This is a genomic window from Dactylosporangium siamense (assembly GCF_016862795.1).
Taxonomy (GTDB): domain Bacteria; phylum Actinomycetota; class Actinomycetes; order Mycobacteriales; family Micromonosporaceae; genus Dactylosporangium; species Dactylosporangium siamense.
In genome coordinates, this window is record NZ_BONQ01000008.1 from 1 (window position 1) to 17,192 (window position 17,192).

Annotated in this window: 15 protein-coding genes; 6 read left to right on the top strand and 9 right to left on the bottom strand. The window is 72.5% G+C overall.

The genetic code is table 11. The features are described 5' to 3' along the window. The first annotated feature begins 75 nt into the window (after positions 1-75). The 3 genes from Dsi01nite_RS01345 to Dsi01nite_RS01355 all read left to right on the top strand — a co-directional run bounded on the left by Dsi01nite_RS01345 (position 76) and on the right by Dsi01nite_RS01355 (position 3,133). On the top strand, positions 76-633 hold the full coding sequence (locus Dsi01nite_RS01345) for a DUF4291 domain-containing protein (RefSeq protein WP_203844119.1): 558 nt from the start codon (positions 76-78) through the stop codon (positions 631-633). A gap of 29 nt (positions 634-662) precedes the next feature. After that, the gene (locus Dsi01nite_RS01350; protein ID WP_203844120.1) at positions 663-1,886 is read left to right on the top strand and encodes a metallophosphoesterase; all 1,224 of its coding nucleotides are present in this window, start codon (positions 663-665) and stop codon (positions 1,884-1,886) included. Between the two features lie 200 nt (positions 1,887-2,086). Next, on the top strand, positions 2,087-3,133 hold the full coding sequence (locus Dsi01nite_RS01355) for a 3-deoxy-7-phosphoheptulonate synthase (protein ID WP_203844121.1): 1,047 nt from the start codon (positions 2,087-2,089) through the stop codon (positions 3,131-3,133). Positions 3,134-3,139: 6 nt separating this feature from the next. Here Dsi01nite_RS01355 and Dsi01nite_RS01360 read toward each other — a convergent pair whose 3' ends face one another. The 5 genes from Dsi01nite_RS01360 to Dsi01nite_RS01380 all read right to left on the bottom strand — a co-directional run bounded on the left by Dsi01nite_RS01360 (position 3,140) and on the right by Dsi01nite_RS01380 (position 9,632). Then, positions 3,140-4,390 (bottom strand): DUF2314 domain-containing protein, encoded by a 1,251-nt coding sequence (locus Dsi01nite_RS01360; protein ID WP_203844122.1) that lies wholly within the window; start codon positions 4,388-4,390, stop codon positions 3,140-3,142. Positions 4,391-4,474: 84 nt separating this feature from the next. Continuing rightward, positions 4,475-6,046, bottom strand: coding sequence for an ABC-F family ATP-binding cassette domain-containing protein (locus tag Dsi01nite_RS01365; RefSeq protein WP_203844123.1), 1,572 nt, complete (start codon positions 6,044-6,046; stop codon positions 4,475-4,477). 111 nt (positions 6,047-6,157) lie between these two features. After that, on the bottom strand, positions 6,158-7,249 hold the full coding sequence (locus Dsi01nite_RS01370; protein ID WP_203844124.1) for a serine hydrolase domain-containing protein: 1,092 nt from the start codon (positions 7,247-7,249) through the stop codon (positions 6,158-6,160). A 98-nt stretch (positions 7,250-7,347) separates the two neighbouring features. Further along, entirely contained in the window at positions 7,348-8,202 is an 855-nt protein-coding gene (locus Dsi01nite_RS01375; protein WP_203844125.1) for an NAD(P)-dependent oxidoreductase, read from the bottom strand. Then, complete coding sequence (locus Dsi01nite_RS01380) at positions 8,202-9,632, bottom strand: B12-binding domain-containing radical SAM protein (RefSeq protein WP_239135604.1); 1,431 nt, start codon at positions 9,630-9,632, stop codon at positions 8,202-8,204. Before Dsi01nite_RS01380 ends, Dsi01nite_RS01375 begins: the two co-directional genes overlap by 1 nt. An 83-nt stretch (positions 9,633-9,715) precedes the next feature. On the opposite strand from Dsi01nite_RS01380, the gene Dsi01nite_RS01385 reads away from it, so the two are divergent. From Dsi01nite_RS01385 to Dsi01nite_RS01395, 3 genes are all read left to right on the top strand, one after another. After that, a complete protein-coding gene (locus Dsi01nite_RS01385; RefSeq protein WP_203844126.1) occupies positions 9,716-10,555 on the top strand; it encodes an oxidoreductase in 840 nt (279 codons plus the stop codon). Next, positions 10,552-11,133, top strand: a complete 582-nt coding sequence (locus Dsi01nite_RS01390; protein WP_203844127.1) for a PadR family transcriptional regulator — start codon at positions 10,552-10,554, stop codon at positions 11,131-11,133. Before Dsi01nite_RS01385 ends, Dsi01nite_RS01390 begins: the two co-directional genes overlap by 4 nt. A gap of 62 nt (positions 11,134-11,195) precedes the next feature. Beyond that, entirely contained in the window at positions 11,196-12,377 is a 1,182-nt protein-coding gene (locus tag Dsi01nite_RS01395; RefSeq protein ID WP_203844128.1) for an FAD-dependent oxidoreductase, read from the top strand. Here the strand turns inward: Dsi01nite_RS01395 and Dsi01nite_RS01400 are convergent, their stop codons facing one another. The 4 genes from Dsi01nite_RS01400 to Dsi01nite_RS01415 form a co-directional block, all read right to left on the bottom strand. Continuing rightward, the gene (locus tag Dsi01nite_RS01400; protein WP_203844129.1) at positions 12,378-12,890 is read right to left on the bottom strand and encodes an O-acetyl-ADP-ribose deacetylase; all 513 of its coding nucleotides are present in this window, start codon (positions 12,888-12,890) and stop codon (positions 12,378-12,380) included. A 13-nt stretch (positions 12,891-12,903) separates the two neighbouring features. After that, the gene (locus Dsi01nite_RS01405) at positions 12,904-13,422 is read right to left on the bottom strand and encodes a hypothetical protein (protein ID WP_203844130.1); all 519 of its coding nucleotides are present in this window, start codon (positions 13,420-13,422) and stop codon (positions 12,904-12,906) included. A 126-nt stretch (positions 13,423-13,548) separates the two neighbouring features. Next, complete coding sequence (locus tag Dsi01nite_RS01410) at positions 13,549-15,981, bottom strand: polysaccharide deacetylase family protein (RefSeq protein WP_203844131.1); 2,433 nt, start codon at positions 15,979-15,981, stop codon at positions 13,549-13,551. A gap of 126 nt (positions 15,982-16,107) precedes the next feature. Continuing rightward, positions 16,108-17,192: collagen-like domain-containing protein (locus tag Dsi01nite_RS01415; protein ID WP_203844132.1), on the bottom strand; the 1,085-nt coding region annotated here is incomplete at its 5' end.

Sequence of the window (17,192 nt, forward strand, 5' to 3'; positions counted from 1 at the left end):
CGCGGCAGACGGACGGCGGGAATCGGGTTGCCGGGGGTGGACGCGTGGGGAGATCGTCCGGGGTGGAGGTGTGGGATGCCCGCGTTGCGGCAGGTTCGGGCCGACTTCGATGCCACGACGATCGTGGTCTATCAGGCGTACCCGAGGGCGGTGGCGGACGCGGCGCTTGCGGCGGGGACGTTCGTGGCGCCGTTCTCGTTCGCGAGGATGACGTGGATCAAGCCGTCGCTGCTGTGGCTCATGCATCGCAGCAACTGGGGGCGCAAGGCCGGGCAGGAGCGCATCCTCGCGGTGCGGATCAGCCGGGCCGGCTGGGAGCGGGCGCTGTCGGAGGCGGTGCTGACCAGCGACCCCGCACTGGCGCGGGCCAGGGTCCACGTGCAGTGGGATCCGGAGCGGTCGCTGCGTGGGGCGGCGCTCAACCACTACAGCATCCAGGTGGGTGTGGGGCGGGAGCTGATCGGGGCGTACGCGACCGAGTGGGTCGTCGGGCTGACCGATCTCACCCCGGTGGTGCGCAAGATGGCGACGCTCGTGCAGACGGGGCGGACCGCCGAGGCGCAGCGGCTCCTGCCGCCCGAGCGGCCGTTCCCACTTGATCCGCGACTCGCCCGCCGGATCGACGCTTCGTAGGCGTTGCCGGAGGCTGTCATAGTCGCGGGATGGTGTTCGCCGGGTTGGTCGTGGTGGGCGTCGCAGTGGTGCACTGGTACCTCTGGCTGCGGCTGGTCCGGGACACCGCCGTCCGTCCGCGGGTGCGGCGGGCCGGGGCGTGGGTGGTGGGGGCGCTCGGGGTCCTGTTCGCGGTCACGGCCGTCGGGAACCGGGCGTTGCCCCGGCGATACGAACCGGCGCTCGAACGCGTCGTCGGCTGGCCCGGGTACGTGTGGCTGGCCCTCGCCGGGTATCTCGTCCTCGCCCTCGCCGTCCTGGAACTCCCCGGTTGGCTGGCCCGGCGGGCCCTGGCCAGCAGAGCACCGGCAACAAGCGAGGCAACAGCCGGCAAGGCAGCAGCAACACGCCAGGCAGCAGCCGGCAAGGCGGCGGCCGAGACCGGACCGGCGGACCCGCAGCGGCGGCTGCTGGTCGCGCGCGGTGTCGCGATCGTGGCCGGGCTCGCCGCGACCGGGGTCACCACCGCCGGCATGGTCACCGCGCTCGGGCCGCCCACCACCCGGCGCGTGCGCATCCCCCTCGCGAAGCTGCCCCGGGGCATGGACGGCACCCGGATCGCGCTGGTGTCGGACGTGCACCTCGGGGCGCTGCGCGGACGGGCGCACACCGAGCGGGTCGTCGCCGCCGTCAACGCGCTGGACGCCGACATCGTGGCGATGGTCGGGGACCTCGTCGACGGGACCGTCGGGGACCTCGCAAGCGCGGCGGAGCCGTTGCGCGGGCTGCGCGGCCGGCGCGGGGTGTACTTCGTGACGGGCAACCACGAGTACTTCTCCGGGCACGAGGACTGGATCGAGCAGGTCGGCGCGCTCGGGTTGCGGGTGCTGCGCAACGCACGGGTCGAGATCGACGGGCTGGACCTCGCCGGGGTCAACGACGCGACCGGTGGCAGTGTCGGCGACCCGCCGGACTACGACCTGGCGCTCGCCGGGCGGGACCCGGCCCGGCCGGTGGTGCTGCTGGCGCACCAGCCGGTCCAGGCGCACGAGGCGGCGAAGCGGGGCGTGGACCTGCAGCTGTCCGGGCACACGCACGGCGGGCAGCTGTGGCCGTTCCACTATGTGACCCGGATGTCCCAGCCGGTGATCAGCGGGCTCGGCGAGGTCGGCGGGATGCCCGTGTACGTGACCAACGGCGCCGGCTTCTGGGGGCCACCGGTGCGGGTCGGTGCCGCACCCGATGTGACGTTGGTCGAGCTGGGTGCCCACTGAGCGTGCTCATGGCGTACAGTGGCGGCGTGATGTTGGGTTATCGGCGTTTTACCGTGGCTCCGGGTGGAGCCGACGGGCGCTTGCGCTGACCTAGATCACCCGGAGCCAGCAAGGGCAGAGACCACCGTCTCTGCCCTTTGTCGTGTCACACGGCGGGCTGGAGCACCGGACCCGCCTCAACCTGGGAGAAGAGACGGGACATGAACACCAACAACCTGCGCGTCACCGGGTACCGGCCGCTCGTCACGCCACGCGAGCTGCAGGACGAGCTGCCGATGGATGACGCCCGCGCCGAGGTGGTCCGACGATCACGGGACGAGGTCCATGCGATCGTGACCGGCGCCGATGACCGGCTGCTGGTCGTCGTGGGGCCGTGCTCGGTGCATGATCCGGTCGCCGCCGTCGACTACGCGCGCCGGCTGGCCGCGGCCGCCGCCGAGCACAGCGCCGACCTGTGTGTGGTGATGCGGGTGTACTTCGAGAAGCCCCGCACGACGGTCGGCTGGAAAGGGCTCATCAACGACCCGGGTCTCGACGAGACGTTCGACGTGCCGACCGGGCTGCGGCTGGCCCGGCGGCTGCTGCTCGACGTGCTCGGGCTCGGGCTGCCGGTCGGGTGCGAGTTCCTCGAGCCGACCAGCCCCCAGTACATCGCCGACGCCGTGTCGTGGGGCGCGATCGGCGCGCGGACGCCGGAGAGCCAGGTCCACCGGCAGCTCGCGTCGGGCCTGTCGATGCCGGTCGGGTTCAAGAACGCCACCGACGGCGACGTCCAGGTCGCCATCGACGGCTGCCACACCGCCGCGAGCCGGCACGTGTTCTTCGGTGTCGACGAGGACGGCCGGGCCGCGGTCGTGGAGACCACCGGCAACCCCGACTGCCACATCATCCTGCGCGGCGCCCGGTCGGGCCCGAACTACGGTGCCGAGGGGGTCGGCGACGCCCTGGCGCGGCTGGAGAAGGCGGGGCTGCCGCAGCGGCTCGTCGTCGACGCCAGCCACGGCAACAGCGGCAAGGACCACGTGCGGCAGGCGTCGGTGACCCGGGAGATCGCCGAGCAGATCGCCGGGGGGCAGGCCGGGATCGCCGGCGTCATGCTGGAGAGCTTCCTGGTCGAAGGCCGGCAGGACCTCGGCGGTGAGCTGACCTACGGCAAGAGCGTCACCGACGCCTGCATGTCGTGGGACACGACCGAGACGCTGCTGGCCGACCTGGCCACCGCGGTCCGGACCCGCCGAGCCGCCTGAGCACGCTCAGGACAGCAGCTGGTTGGTCCACCCGCCCTCGATGATGCCGCGGCCGTCGACCCAGATACCCCAGTCGACGACGGTCGCGGCGTCGACGGACGTCGGCCGGCCGGCCCGCACGGTCGGGTCGGTCTCCGCGTCGGACATGCTCACCCCGTGGATCCGCTCCGGGTCGGGCCAGTCGGTGACGGTGGACCACACGTACTCCCGCTGTGTCGCGTGCCCGGCCAGCCCGTGCTTCACGATCAACTGGCCGGGTGCGGTGATCGTCCGGTCCAGGAACCGGGCCCGGGCCTGCGGCAGCGCGGCCCGGGCGGTGGCGATCGCGGCGTCCATCCGGGCGTCGCGGGGCGCCCGCCGCACCGCGCTGCCCGGCTCCCCGAACAGCGCGGCGCTCACCGACGTCAGGAACTCCCCCGCCGACCACCGGTACGTGTCCGGCGGCACGACGGTCAGGAACGCCTGCCCGTCGAAGCGGTCCGGCGGGTCGAGCCGCAACCGCACCTCGGCCTGGTGCTCGGGTCCGGGCTCGTGCCCGTAGGCCCGGGCCACGTCGGCGGTGCCGACCACGAGGCGGCTGGGCAGGGCGGCGAAGCTCGGCTCGCCCTGCAGCGCCCGCGTCCACGCCCGCACCAGTGCCGCCGCGACGCCGCTCATCACCCGGGTCCAGGCACCGGCCAGCGCCGGCGGCACGGCCAGCACCTGCAGCTCAGGCAGCCCGAACCGGCCGAGCCCTTTCGTGGTCATCCACAGCCCGCGGTCGCCGGCGGACTGCGGCACGAGCACCCACCGCACGAGCACGATCCGGCCGTCGGGGTCGGGCAGCGAGCGCAGGGCCGCCGCCGGCTCCAGGATCTGCGGCGTGAACATGTCGATGAGCGTCCCGCCGGTCTCCTCCGCGAGCCCGGCCGCGACCCCGCGGGCGTACCACTCGTGCGCCGGCGGCCACCCGGGCCGGAACACCGCCTGGCAGACGATGACGTGTGTGGCCGCCTCGAGGTCCCGCAGCTGGGCCGCCGACGCGCCGAACACGCCGAGGAACGACATCGGCAGCGGCGGCGCGTCCCCGACCGTGGACATGGTCACGCTGAGCAGCGGCCCGGCCAGCATCCGCAGCGCGCCGACCCGCAGCGGCTCGGGCAGTCGCTGCGCCGCGTCCCGGGCCGCTGCCTGGACGTCCGCCGGAGGGCGTGCGGTCGCCACCACGTAGGTGGCCTCCACGAGCTCGGGCACGCTCAGCGTCACCGCGTCGTCCATACCGCCATCCTGCTCCTCCGGGCGCGGTGGTGTCCGTCCCTCCACCCCGTCCTGCCCGCCACCCGCCCCGCGCGTGGCGGGCCGTCAGGTGAGCCGCAGTTCGCGGCCCGGCCAGCGGGAGCGCAGCCAGCGGTCGTGGCTGGCGACGACGATCGCGCCCGGCCCGGTGCCCAGCGCCGCCTCCAGTTCGTCGGCGAGCCGGGGCGACAGGTGGTTGGTCGGCTCGTCCAGCAGGAGCAGCTCCGGCGGGTCCGCCACCAGCAGCGCCAGCGCGAGCCGCCGCCGCTGACCGACGGACAGCTCGCCGACCGGCCGGTTCAGGTCCCGGGACGCGATCAGCCCGAGCGTGCGCAGCGGCACCGCCTCGGCGCGCGCGGGGCCGACGGCCAGCTCGTACGTAGCAGCCACGGTGCGGTCGGGGTGGTCGAAGACCGTGTCCTGGGCGAGGAGTCCCACGGTCAGGCCGCGCCGCCGCTGGACGGTGCCGGCGGCGGGCAGCCGGCCGGCGAGGACGGCGAGGAGCGTCGACTTGCCCGCGCCGTTGGCGCCCGTGACCAGGAGCCGGTCCGTGGCGGCGACGTCCAGGCGGTCGAGGGTCAACCGGCCCTGGACCGCCACGTCCTGCAGCGTCACCAGGAGCCCGTCCGCCGACGCGGCGGCCAGGGCGGGGACGCCGAGGCGCAGCGGTGCCGGGGGCTTGCGGACCTGGGTGCGGGTGAGGTCGTCCAGGCGGCGGCCGGCGTTGCGGACCCGGCGGGAGATCTGCTGCTGGACCCGTCCGGCGGTGTGGCCGTAGCCCATCTTCTCGCTGTCCCGGCGCTCCCGGCCGGGGGCGACCTGGTGCGCGGTCACCGAGACGGCGTGCCGCAGCTGCTGCAGCTCCTCCTGTTCCTCCTCGAAGCGGCGCTGCCAGCGGTCCCGTTCGGCGCGCTTGGCGTCCTGGTAGTCGGTGTAGTTGCCGCCGTAGCGGGTGGGGCCGTCGACGGCCGGGTCGAGGTCGATGAGGTCGGTGCAGACGGCGTCGAGGAAGGCGCGGTCGTGGCTGGCGAGGACGACGGCGCCGGGCAGGTCGCGCAGCTGCTCCTCCAGGAACGCGGCCGCGTCGTCGTCGAGGTGGTTGGTCGGCTCGTCCAGCAGCAGGGCGGTCGGCCGGCGGATGAGCAGCGCGGCGAGGGCGAGCCGGCCGCGCTGCCCACCGGACAGCGAGCCGAGCGTGCGGTCGTGCTCCAGCGCACCGAGGCCGAGCCCGTCCAGGACCAGGCCGGCGCGCCGGTCGGCGTCCCACGCGTCGTGCAGCTGGGCGCGTTCGAGCCGCTCCCCGTATTCCTCAAGGGTCAGCGCTTCGGGGGACTCCAGCGCGGCGAGGTCCTCGCGGGCCTCGCGCAGGGCGTCGTCGAGCACGTCGGCGATCGTCGCCGCCGCGTCGAACGGCATCTCCTGGTGCAGGTAGCCGAGGTCGGCGGGGCGCACGACGGTGCCGGTCTCGGGCTCGTCGGTGCCGGCGAGCAGCCGCAGCAGGGTGGACTTGCCGGCGCCGTTCTCGCCGATCAGGCCGATGCGGTGGCCGGGCGAGGCGGTGAGGGAGACGCCGTCGAGCACGCGGCGGGTGCCATACGTGCGGACGAGGTCATGGGCGAGCAGGACGGATGGAAACATGCGGACACCACCGGCAAGGAACGTCGGAAACCCGCCGGGCAATGGCCTCGGGCGCGGGTCGGGGAGGTGTCAGCGGCTCACATCCCCTTCAAGATAGCGCGCCGAGCAAGATCAGGCCAGCATGGCGTCGGCCACAGCACGCCTGGCGGGGTTGTTGTTCCCCCAGGTGGCGTCGGGGTGGACGCGGTTGGTGAGCAGGACGAGGGCGATGCGGCGGCGCGGGTCGCAGACCATCGAGGTGCCGGTGAAGCCGGTGTGGCCGAAGGCCCCGTGGCCGGCGAGCTTCCCCATGTACCAGGCCTGATCGACGTCGACGCCGAGACCGTGCGCGGCGGCCGGGCCGAACCGCTGGTTCGCGTCGGTGCGCATCAGGTCCACTGTGGATGGTCGCAGCAGCGGCCCGCCGCCGGCCAACAGCGCGCGGGCGAGCAGGGCGACGTCGGCGGCGGTGGCGAAGAGCCCGGCGTGGCCGGCCACGCCGCCGAACGCGGCCGCGGACGGGTCGTGCACGGTGCCCCGGGTCGCGCCCTCGGTCGCCGCGGCCGGCAGGGACGGCGGCGGGCGGAAGCCGGTGCGGGCCATGCCGAGCGGCCCGGCGATCTGCTGCCGGACCAGCACGTCGAGCGGTTCGCCGGCCAGGTGCGTGACGATCTCGCCGAGGGCGATGAAGTTCTGGTCCGCGTACAGGTACCCGCCGCCGGCCGGCCCCACGGGCGGCTCCCGCAGCACGTGCTCCAGCCGGGCGGCAGCGGAGGCGCCGACGAGCGGGACGTCCTTGGACAGCCCGGACGTGTGGGTGAGCAACATCCGCACGGTGATCGCCGATTTGTCCACAAAGGACGGAAGGTATTCCAGAACAGGCGCGTCCAGCGCCAGCGCGCCCCCCTCGACGAGCCGCAGCGCCAGCACCGCGGTGAACGTCTTCGTCAGGGACGCGAGGTCGTAGAGCGTCTCCACGGTCGCCGGGACCCGCTGATCCAACGGCAGCTCGACCCGGGCCGCGTCGTACCTGACCGCGTCGCCGAACGCGAAGTGCGCGACGACCGCGCCGTCCACCGCGGCGAACAGCACGCCGCCGGGAAACAGGGGGTGCACCGGGCTGGGCGCGAGGAACCGGGTGACCACGTCACGCAGCCGGCCGGCGCGGGAGGACCCGGCCCGCCACGGATCAGGGGTCGCGACCGGCAACGTCCAGGGCGACACCGGAGGCGGTGACGCAGCCGGAGACGGCACAGCCACGCGAGGCGATGACGAGCAGCCCGACAGCAGACCGGCAAGGCCCAGGACGACCTGCCGCCGGTTCACTCCGATGGGGAGCGCACGGCCTCGTACAGCGCGGCCATGTCGTCCTCGCCGAACCCGCGCGAAGCGGCCGTGGACAGCAGCGCCGCCGCCGCGTCCACAATGGACCGGTCCACGCCCACGGACGTGGCAAGGTCGCCGATCAGCGAGGCGTCCTTCAACGCGCCGCTCACCGGGAACGAGACCGGATACGAACGCTCCATCATGGACGGTGTCTTCGCGTGCAGGTAGGGCATGTCCAGCGCCCCGCCGGAGACCAGCCGCAGGAACAGGGCCGGGTCGAGACCGAGCCCGTCCGCGAGCGCGACGCTCTGCGCGAGACCCGCGACCGCGGTCAGCACCCAGCTGTTGACGACCAGCTTGATCCGGCTGCCGGCGCCGGCGTCGCCGAGCCAGGTCACCTTCGCCGCGATCGGCGCGCACAGCGCCTCGACCCGGTCCCGGACGTCCGACGGGCCGGACGCGAGGACGTTGAGCTTGCCCTGCTCGGCGGGTTGCCGGGTGCCGAGGACGGGTGCGTCGACGTAGACCAGGCCGAGCTTCGCGGCCAGCGTGGCGAGGGCGTCGGCGCCGGGCACCCCGACGGTGCTCAGCTGCAGCCACAGCGTGCCGGGCGCGGGTGCCGCCGCGGTGATGACGGTGTCGACGGACGCCGCGTCGAACAGGACGGTCACGACGACGTCGGCGCCCTCGACGCACGACGCGGGCGTGTGGCAGACGACGGCGCCGTCGGGCGCGAGGGCCTCGGCGGTCTCGGCCGTCCGGTTCCACACCCGCACGGTCTCGCCGGCGCGCAGCCAGTTGCGCGCCACGGCCGCGCCCATGATCCCGGTCCCCAGCACTGCCACGGTCATCAAACCGCCCCCTTAACAAGTCCCCCGGAATCATAGGACGGACGAGAACCACGGGCCGGGTGCCGGGAGCCGAACGACGACAGCGCCGCCTCCAGCAGCGGCAGCGCGTGCAGCACCTGGCCGGAGCGGATCAGCACGTCCCACACCCGTTCGAACTTCTTCCACCCGCCCGCGTAGGCCAGGTGCCGCACCCGGTCCCCGAGCACGCCCTTGGTCGCCGCACCCCGCCACAGGTTCCGCCACCGGTAGAAGTCCTTGTACGCCCGCCAGTACCCTTCGGAAAGCTGCGAAGCGGTCATGCCCCGCGGCTCGTAGACCACGTGGCGCGTGTCGTACAACTCCCACTGATGGTGCTTGATGCGACCCTCCGACGCGATGCGGCGGAACAGGGCGGTCCCGGGATACGGGGTCATGATGTGGAACGTGGCGGTCTCGATCCCCTGCCGCACCGCCCAGTCCACCGTGCGGTCGAACACGTCGGGCCCGTCGGAGTCCATGCCGAACACGAAACTGGCGTTCACCATCACCCCCGCCTCGCGCAGGCGGCGCACCACCGCGCCGTAGTCGCGCCCGACGTTCTGCCGTTTGCGCTGCTCGGCGAGGTTGTCCGCGTTGATGGTCTCGAAGCCGACGAACATGCTGCGCAGCCCGGCGTCGACGGCGCGTTCCAGCAGGTCCGGCTGCAGGATCGTGTCGACCGTGCCGGCCGCCTGCCACACCCGGCCCATGCCGCGCATCCCGGCGAACAGCTCGGTGGCGAACCGTTTGTTGCCGAACAGGTGGTCGTCGAGGAAGTACAGGTGCCGCCCGGGCAGCCGGTCGATCTCGGCGAGCGCGTCGTCGACCGCTTGCGTGTAGAACGACTTGCCGCCCTCGAAGAACGCGTCCTTGTAGCAGAAGTCGCAGTGGTGCGGGCAGCCCCGCGACACGACGATCGAGTTGGGCACCAGGTAGCGGTGGCGCTGGATCAGGTCCCGGCGGATCGGCGGCAGTCCTTCGAGCGTCCGCTGTTTGGAGGTGTACCGCGGGAGCGTCGCCCTGCGTCGCAGGTCGGCGAGGAACACCGGCCAGGTGTCCTCCCCCGGGCCGCAGAACACGCTGTCGGCGTGCCGGGCGGCCTCGTCCGGCAGCGACGTGACGTGCAGCCCGCCCATCGCGACGAACACCCCACGGGCCCGATACCAGTCGGCCAGCTCGTACGAGCGCCGGGCGGAGGTGATGTACGCCTGGATCACCACCAGGTCAGGCATCTCAAAGGCCGCCGGGTCGAAGCGCTCGACGTGCTCGTCGACGATGCGCACGTCGTCGTCCGGAGGGAGGTAGCCGGCGAGGGTCGCCAGACCGAGCGGTGGGAAGAGGCTGTACTTGATCGGCCGGAACAGAGGACTGGTCGCCTCGGTCAGGGCCGGAAGGATCATCAGCACCCGCATGCCATCGACGCTAGGCATCGACCGGGGCGAGCAGGTGTGCGAGTTGTGCAGATGTCGTGCGGGGCGGAAAGTAGGCTGGCCCGGTGAAGACTTTTCCGCTCGGTGACCGCACCGTCCACCGGATCGGGTTCGGCGCGATGCAGCTGCCCGGCCGGGGCGCCTTCGGGCCGCCCCGGGACCGCGCCGAGGCCCTCGCGGTCGTGCGGCGCGCGGTCGAGCTCGGCGTCGACCACTTCGACACCGCGCAGTACTACGGGCCCGACGTGGCCAACGAGCTGCTGCGGACGGCGCTGCACCCGTACGACTCCCGGCTCGTCCTGGTGAGCAAGGTCGGCGCGGCGCGCGACGCCAAGGGCGGCTGGATCCCGGCGCAGGAGCCCGAGCAGCTGCGCGCGGGGGTGCTGGACAACCTGCGCTCGCTCGAGGTGGAGCGGCTCGACGTGGTGAACCTGCGGGTGACCGGGTCCGACGGCGACTTCGACGGGCAGCTGGACGCGATGATCGCGATGCGCGACGAGGGGCTGATCGGCGCGGTCGGGCTGAGCAACGTCAATCTCGCCCAGCTCGAGCACGCGCTGACCCGCACCCCGGTGGCGTGCGTGCAGAACCCGTTCAACCTGGTCGACCGCGGCGGCGAGGACGTGCTGCGGGCCTGCACGGCCGGCGGGATCGCGTTCGTGCCGTTCTTCCCCCTCGGCGCGGCGTTCGGACGCGAACGGGTCCTCGGTCACCCGGCGGTGAAGGCGGCCGCGCTGCGCCTCGACGCCACCCCGGCGCAGGTGGCTCTCGCGTGGATCCTCGCGGTCGCGCCGAACACGCTGCTGATCCCGGGCACCGCGTCCCTGGAGCACCTGGAGGAGAACGTCGCCGCCGGGCGGGTCGTGCTCGACGACGAGGCGATGACCGCGCTGACCGCCGGATGAGCACCAGCGCCAGGAAGAACCTGCTGGCACTGGCGGTGCTGGCGTATCTCAGCCAGGCGCCGATGCACCCGTATGAGCTGTCCAAGACGTTGCGGGCGCACGGCGACGACCGCAGCATCAAGTTCACCCACGGCTCGCTCTACATGGTGGTCCAGCAGCTGGAGAAGGCCGGACTGGTCGCGCCGCAGGAGACGACCCGCGACGGTCAGCGCCCCGAGCGCACGGTCTACGGCATCACCCCCGAGGGCCGCGCCGAGCTGCGGGCCTGGCTGGAAGATCTGGTCGGCACGCCCCGGCACGAGTTCCCGGCGTTCGGCTCGGCCCTGTCGCTGGTCAGCGCCCTGCACCCGGACGTGGTCGTCGAGCTGTTGCGGCAGCGCCTGATCGGGCTGCGGGAGCAGCGCGCGGCCGCCACGGCCCTCGTGGACGGCCCCGCGCCGCACCCGCTCTTCCTGATCGAGGAGGTGTACCGGCAGGGCCTGCTGGACGCGGAGATCGCGTTCGTCGAGGGGTTCATCGAGCAGATCACGGACCCGGTCGACGGCTGGCGACCGATGTGGGCGGCGTATTACGAATAGTTGACTCTGACTAATCGACGGCGGATAGTTGGTATCAACCAATCGTCACGCCGGGGGTTGTCATGGGAACAGTCACGTCAGCGATCGTCATCGGCGGCGGGATCGCCGGCCCGGTCGCCGCGCTCGCCCTGCAGAAGGCCGGCATCGCCGTCACCGTCCACGAGGCCCACGACGGGTTCGCCGACGGCGTCGGCGGTGCGCTGAGCATCGCGCCCAACGGCCGCACCGCCCTGGCCGCCGTCGACGCCGACCACGTCATCGAGCGGGTCGGCCAGCCGATGTCGGGCATGGTCATGCAGAGCTGGACGGGCAAGCGGCTGGCCGAGTTCGGCACGTTCGACGACCTACCGGCGATGCAGCTGGTGTGGCGCCACGAGCTGTACCGCGCCCTCTACGACGAGGCCGTCGGCCGTGGCATCCGCATCACCCACGGCAAGCGACTGGTCTCCCTGACCGGTGGTGTCGCGGGCTTCGCCGACGGCACCACGGCCGAGGCCGACGTCGTCATCGGCGCCGACGGCATCCGCTCCACCGTGCGCCGCCTCATCGACCCGGGCGCGCCGGCGCCGCGATACGTGGGGCTGCTCGGCTTCGGCGCCCGCTGCGACGGCGACGGCATCGCGCCGACCGGCGACAAGATGCACCTCGTCTTCGGCAAGCGGGCCTTCTTCGGCTACCAGGTGACCGGCACCGGCGAGGGCGGCTGGTTCGTGAACCTGCCGTCCCGGGATCCGTCCTACGGCGCCGGTTTCACCCCGGCGGAGTGGCTGCCGGTCCTCGCTGAGGCGTTCACCGGGGACCGGATTCCGGCGGTCGAGCTGATCCGCCGCACCGATCCCAAGGACCTGGTCGTCACCGGCGGCCTCGAGGACATCCCGTCGGTGCCGGTCTGGCACCGCGACCGCGCCGTGCTCATCGGCGACGCCGCCCACCCCACGTCGCCCAGCTCCGGGCAGGGCGCCTCACTCGCCGCCGAGAGCGCCGTGCAGCTGGCCCGCTGCCTGCGCGACCTGCCGCTGCCGCAGGCGTTCAGCGCCTACGAGGCACTGCGCCGCGCCCGGGTCGAGCGGGTCATCGCGGCCGCCGCCCGCACCAACAGCGACAAGGCCGCGGGGCCGGTCGCCCGGGTGCTGCGCGACGCGCTGATGCCGGTCGCGATGCGCCTCCTCGCGAACCCGGAGAAGTTTCGCTGGCAGTTCGACCACCCGATCGACTGGCCGGCTCCCGTCCGCGCCCTCGCTTGATCAGCTCGTCGCGGCCCGGACGCGTTCGGCGATCTCCAGGGTCGCCTCGTCGAACAGGACCAGCCGGACGAGTTCCACCCGGGGCGGCAGCTCAGCCAGTGCCGCCAGCGCCTGCGCCACGGCATCGTCCTTCGGCCACCGGTACACCCCGGAAGAGAGCAACGGAAAGGACACCGATCGCGCACCCAGCCCCGCGGCGACGGCCAGGGAATTCGTGTAGCAGTCGCGAAGGGTGGCGGAGCGGTCCTCGGTGGCGCTCCAGACCGGCCCGACCGTGTGGACGACCCACTTCGCCGGCAGCCGGCCCGCGGTCGTCGCGACGGCCTGGCCGGTGCGCAGGCCCTTGCCGAGGTGACCGGCCCGCAGCGCGCGGCAGGCCGCCAGGATCTCCGGGCCACCCTTGCGGTGGATCGCGCCGTCAACACCGCCACCGCCGAGCAGCGAGGAGTTGGCGGCGTTGACGATCGCGTCGACATGCTCGGTGGTGATGTCCCCGGCGACGAGTTCGAGCATCCGGCAATCGTAGCTATTTGCCCGAGAAGGGGATGACCTTCGTCGCGCCGGTGCCGAGGCGCTGCACCACGAGGGTCGCCGTCTCGGGGGTGAGGTTGCGGGCGTCGGCGACGTTCCACCCCTCGCCGGCCGCGTAGGTGGCGCCCTTCCAGGTCGGGTGGACCACGGGGATGAGGGCCTTCATGACCGACTCGAACGCCCGCTCGTCGTCGGCCCGGTTGAACGTGGTGATCGTGATGACGTTGCCCTCGAGGGAGCAGGTGCCCTGGTCGTGGTACCGGTACACCGACTCGTCGTGGTTGGTCGACTGGGCGTAGTTGTCGCAGTCGAGGTCGGCGGCGATCTCGGCGGCGGGCGCGCCCAGGTATGCCGGCTTGGTCAGCTCGTTGACGACCCGCGGGGCCTGCCAGCCGATGACGCCCGCGGCGGCCGCGACGAGTGCGACACCGGCGACGAGCCTGCGCGGCTTCCGTTCAACAGCCTCGGAGACGGCAGCCCCGACGGTCTCCGAGGTTTCCAGGGACGCTACCAACGCGGGCCTCCTAGCGCGAAATTTGCTGACATGTCGAATTTAGGTGCAATCGGGGTGCGGAGCTGTCCCCCGGGCAGCCAGAAAGGCCGGTGCTGGGGGCACCGGCCTTTCCTTGCCAACTGGGAACTACATCGCCGAGGCGGGGACGAACGTGTAGCCGGCCGCCTTGATCCCGGTGACGGTGTCCTGCAGGTAGCTGACGGGCACGTACGGGTGGAAGAAGAAGCTCGCCACCCCGTCCCGCACGACCTTGTTCAGCTGCGCCGAGGCCACGATGTCGGCCGCCAGGTGCGCCGGGTGGTTGTTGAACGGCTCCAGCTCGATGTTGCCGATGTTCTCCGGCACGGTCAGCACCCCGTAGATGTCACGCACCGTGTAGGGGAAGAACTGGCCGAAGATCCGGGTGTTGTCCAGCGTGCCGCCGCGCAGCGCCCCGACCGGGTACAGGCCGCGGTCGTAACGGGTCTTGAACGTCGCCGCGACCGCCTTGTTGGACGCGTCGGAGCCGGCGTAGTGCGGGAACTCGAAGATGGTCGGCTTGGCCAGCCCGGCCGCGGCGAACGCCGCGAACGCACCGTCGATGCGGCTCTGCGCCCAGGCCTGCGAGTCGGTCGGCACCGGGCCGTCGTAGACGACGTTGTTGGTGACCGGGTCGACGTGCGCGGTGTAGAACTCGAAGTCGTCGGCGCTGACGCCGTTGTACGGGTTGATCATGCTCTCGTACTGGTGCGTGTAGCCGTGCATCAGCAGCGTGCCGCCGTGCGACTGCATGTACTTGAGCTCGGCCACCACCAGGGGACGGTCCGCGAGGGTGTAGTCCTCGGCCACGCCGCCGGTGTTGGAGCCCAGCGGGTCGCGGTAGCGGGAGTAGACGGCCACCGAGAACGGCACGCCCTGGCTGTACAGGTAGTTGGTGATCGCCCGCAGCTCGCTGGGCTCGGCGTCGGGGCCGACGTCCTCGATGCGGACCAGCGCCCGGTGCCGCTCGGTGGTCGCCGGGGCGAGCACGTCGATCAGCAGGTCGGAGAACGCGACGTACCGGTCGTCGGCGCTGATGTAGGAGAACGGGATCTCACCGAGGTAGGTGAAGTTGCCGGACCGCACACCCCACGGCAGCGTCGTGCCGTCGGCGCGGACCGCGCTGGCGACCGGGGTCGCCTTGGTGGCGTCGCTGATCGTGGTGTTCATGATGCCGGCGCCGTTCTGCGGGTCGCGGCTGAAGTTCTTCGCCTTGTACTGCACCTGCGACACCGAGGACACGTCGAAGCTGGACCACATGAAGCCGCGGTTGGCCGCGAAGTTCGGGTCGCGGGCGGTCAGCTGCCAGATGTTGTCGTAGATCCAGACGACCGGCTTCGTGGTCGCGGTCACGTCGTCGAGGAACGCCACGGGCAGCGGCTCGTCGTACGTGCTGCCCAGGTAGACCACGGCCTGGAACTGGTCCAGCTCACCGGCCGCGTAGCTGGTGACGGGCTGGGCCGTCCAGTCGCCGAAGTGGGAGCTGAGGTTGGCGGTGGCGATGGCGTACTGCTCACCGAGGAACCCGTACGGGCCGGTGGTGTCGTACAGCACCAGGGTCTTGCCGGTGGAGCCCGGGATGCCGGTGCCGTTGACCCCGTTCGCGATCGGCGTGGCCGGCGTCGTGACGACCGTGGCCGCCGACGCGACGGAGATGTTCGAGGCGGCGTCGGACGCCTGGACCGTGAACGCGTAGGCGGTCAGCGGCGACAGCCCGGTCAGCGTCACGCTGTTGACCGTGCTCGTCTGGACGGTCGGACCGCCGCTGATCGTGTACTGCGTGACGCCCACGTTGTCGGTCGAGGCGGCCCAGGTGAGGGTCACGCCGGTCGACGTCAGCGCGCTGGCGACCGGGGCACCCGGCGCGCTCGGCGCGAGCGTGTCCGGCGCCGGGGGCGGCGTCAGCGTGGTGAACGCCACCGCGGTCGACGCGGCGGACACGTTGTTCGCGGCGTCGACGGCCTTGACCGTGATGCTGTGCGCGGTCGCCGGCTCGAGCCCGGCGAGGGTCGTCGAGGTGCCGGTGACGGTCGCCTTCAGCGTGCCGTTGTCGAACACCTGGTAGCCGGTGACGCCGACGGCGTCGGTCGAGGCGCCCCAGCTGACCGTGGCGCCCGTGGCGGTGACGTCGGCGACGCTGGGCGTGCCCGGCACGGTCGGTGCGACCCGGTCGGTGACGCCGGTGGTGAACGACCAGGTGTAGGTCGACGTGCTGACCTTCACCGTCATCGTGTACTTCGTCTGCTCGGCCAGGGCGGCCCGCGGCGTGAACGTGAACGTGTGCGTCGGCACGTCGTAGGCGTAGTACGACGCGACGGCCGCCCCGCCGCTGGTCTTCACGAACGAGTACCGCAGCGCAGCCGGGTCGACCGCGTCGGCGTAGGTGATCGTCGGGCGGACGCCGACGGCGATGCCGGTCGTCCCGTTCTTCGGCGTGACCCCGCTGACGGCCGGCCCCGCAGCGTGGGCCGCCGTCGCCAGGCCACCGGCGGCCATGGTGCCGACGATCGTCGACGCCACCAGCTTCACCACAGTGCGCACAGGTGCTCGCTTTCGCTTGATTTGGCAGGTGTACGGGTGGAGCGGCCCCGGCGTGTCCGCACGTTTGCACGTTTGCGCGTTTGCGCGTTTGCGCGTTTGCGCACTGCCGGGGCCGCTCCGGGTGGTTCAGCTGAAGCTGACGCAGGTGACCAGGCCGGTCACGATGTTGGTGCTGCCGCTGTGCGAGAAGGTGAACAGCCAGGTCTTGCCGTCGGTCGACTGCTTGCCGCTGGTCAGGCCCACATTGCCGGTGCCGGTCTCGCTCCAGGTGCCGAGCATCGCGATGCCGGGGTTGTCGCAGGTGATGTTCAGCGTGCCCGACGAGCTGCCGCTGTTGATCTGCACCGAGCCGGACTTGGTCGCCGTCGTCTGGGTCACCGTGGGCGTGGCGCCCTTGATGTTGCCGGTCTTGGTCCAGACCGACGCGCCCTTCTTGTAGATGTCGGACGTGGCGGTGTCGAGGTACATGTCGTTGACCGCACCGGTGGCGGCGGACGGCGCACCCGCGCCGGTCAGCCAGACCGAGCCGTTCGTGCCGTTCGCACCGGCCGGGCCCTGCGCACCGGCGGGACCCTGCGCGCCGGCCGCACCGGCCGCGCCCTGGGCACCCTGCGCACCGGCGGCACCGGCGGCGCCGGTCTCACCCTTCGCACCGGCGGCGCCGTCCGCGCCCTTCAGCGAGGCCAGCCACTCCGCCGGGGTGCCGGTGAAGGCGTTCATGTCGACCGCGAGCTGGTACGCGTCCTTGCCGTCGACGCCGTTGACACCGACCAGCGAGGCCAACCACTCGGCCGGGGTGCCGATGGTCGGGTCGTTGACCAGCGCGATGTCGTAGGCGCTGAGGCCGGCCATGCCCTGGATGCCCTGGATGCCCTGGATGCCCTGCTCGCCCTTCTCGCCCTGGGCGCCCTGCGTGCCGACGGTGCCGTCCGCGCCGGCGGCACCGGTCGCGCCGGTTTCGCCCTTCTCGCCCTGGGCGCCGGTCGCGCCGGTCTCGCCCTTCTCGCCCTGCGGGCCCTGGGCACCGTCGGCACCGTTCATGCCGGGGATGCCCTGGAGGCCCTGCTCGCCCTTCTCACCCTGGACGCCCTGCGCGCCGGTTTCGCCCTGCGCACCCTGGGCACCCGTCTCGCCCTTTTCACCCTGAGCGCCCTGCGCGCCCTGCGCGCCGGTGGCACCGGTCTCACCCTTCTCGCCCTGGGCACCCTGGG

Coding starts and splice junctions, on each gene's coding strand:
- Dsi01nite_RS01350 (WP_203844120.1), top strand. CDS start 663: ATGGTGTTCGCCGGGTTGGTCGTGGTGGGCGTCGCAGTGGTGCACTGG.
- Dsi01nite_RS01360 (WP_203844122.1), bottom strand. CDS start 4,390: ATGGACGACGCGGTGACGCTGAGCGTGCCCGAGCTCGTGGAGGCCACC.
- Dsi01nite_RS01345 (WP_203844119.1), top strand. CDS start 76: ATGCCCGCGTTGCGGCAGGTTCGGGCCGACTTCGATGCCACGACGATC.
- Dsi01nite_RS01375 (WP_203844125.1), bottom strand. CDS start 8,202: ATGACCGTGGCAGTGCTGGGGACCGGGATCATGGGCGCGGCCGTGGCG.
- Dsi01nite_RS01395 (WP_203844128.1), top strand. CDS start 11,196: ATGGGAACAGTCACGTCAGCGATCGTCATCGGCGGCGGGATCGCCGGC.
- Dsi01nite_RS01400 (WP_203844129.1), bottom strand. CDS start 12,890: ATGCTCGAACTCGTCGCCGGGGACATCACCACCGAGCATGTCGACGCG.
- Dsi01nite_RS01365 (WP_203844123.1), bottom strand. CDS start 6,046: ATGTTTCCATCCGTCCTGCTCGCCCATGACCTCGTCCGCACGTATGGC.
- Dsi01nite_RS01355 (WP_203844121.1), top strand. CDS start 2,087: ATGAACACCAACAACCTGCGCGTCACCGGGTACCGGCCGCTCGTCACG.
- Dsi01nite_RS01390 (WP_203844127.1), top strand. CDS start 10,552: ATGAGCACCAGCGCCAGGAAGAACCTGCTGGCACTGGCGGTGCTGGCG.
- Dsi01nite_RS01380 (WP_239135604.1), bottom strand. CDS start 9,632: ATGCGGGTGCTGATGATCCTTCCGGCCCTGACCGAGGCGACCAGTCCT.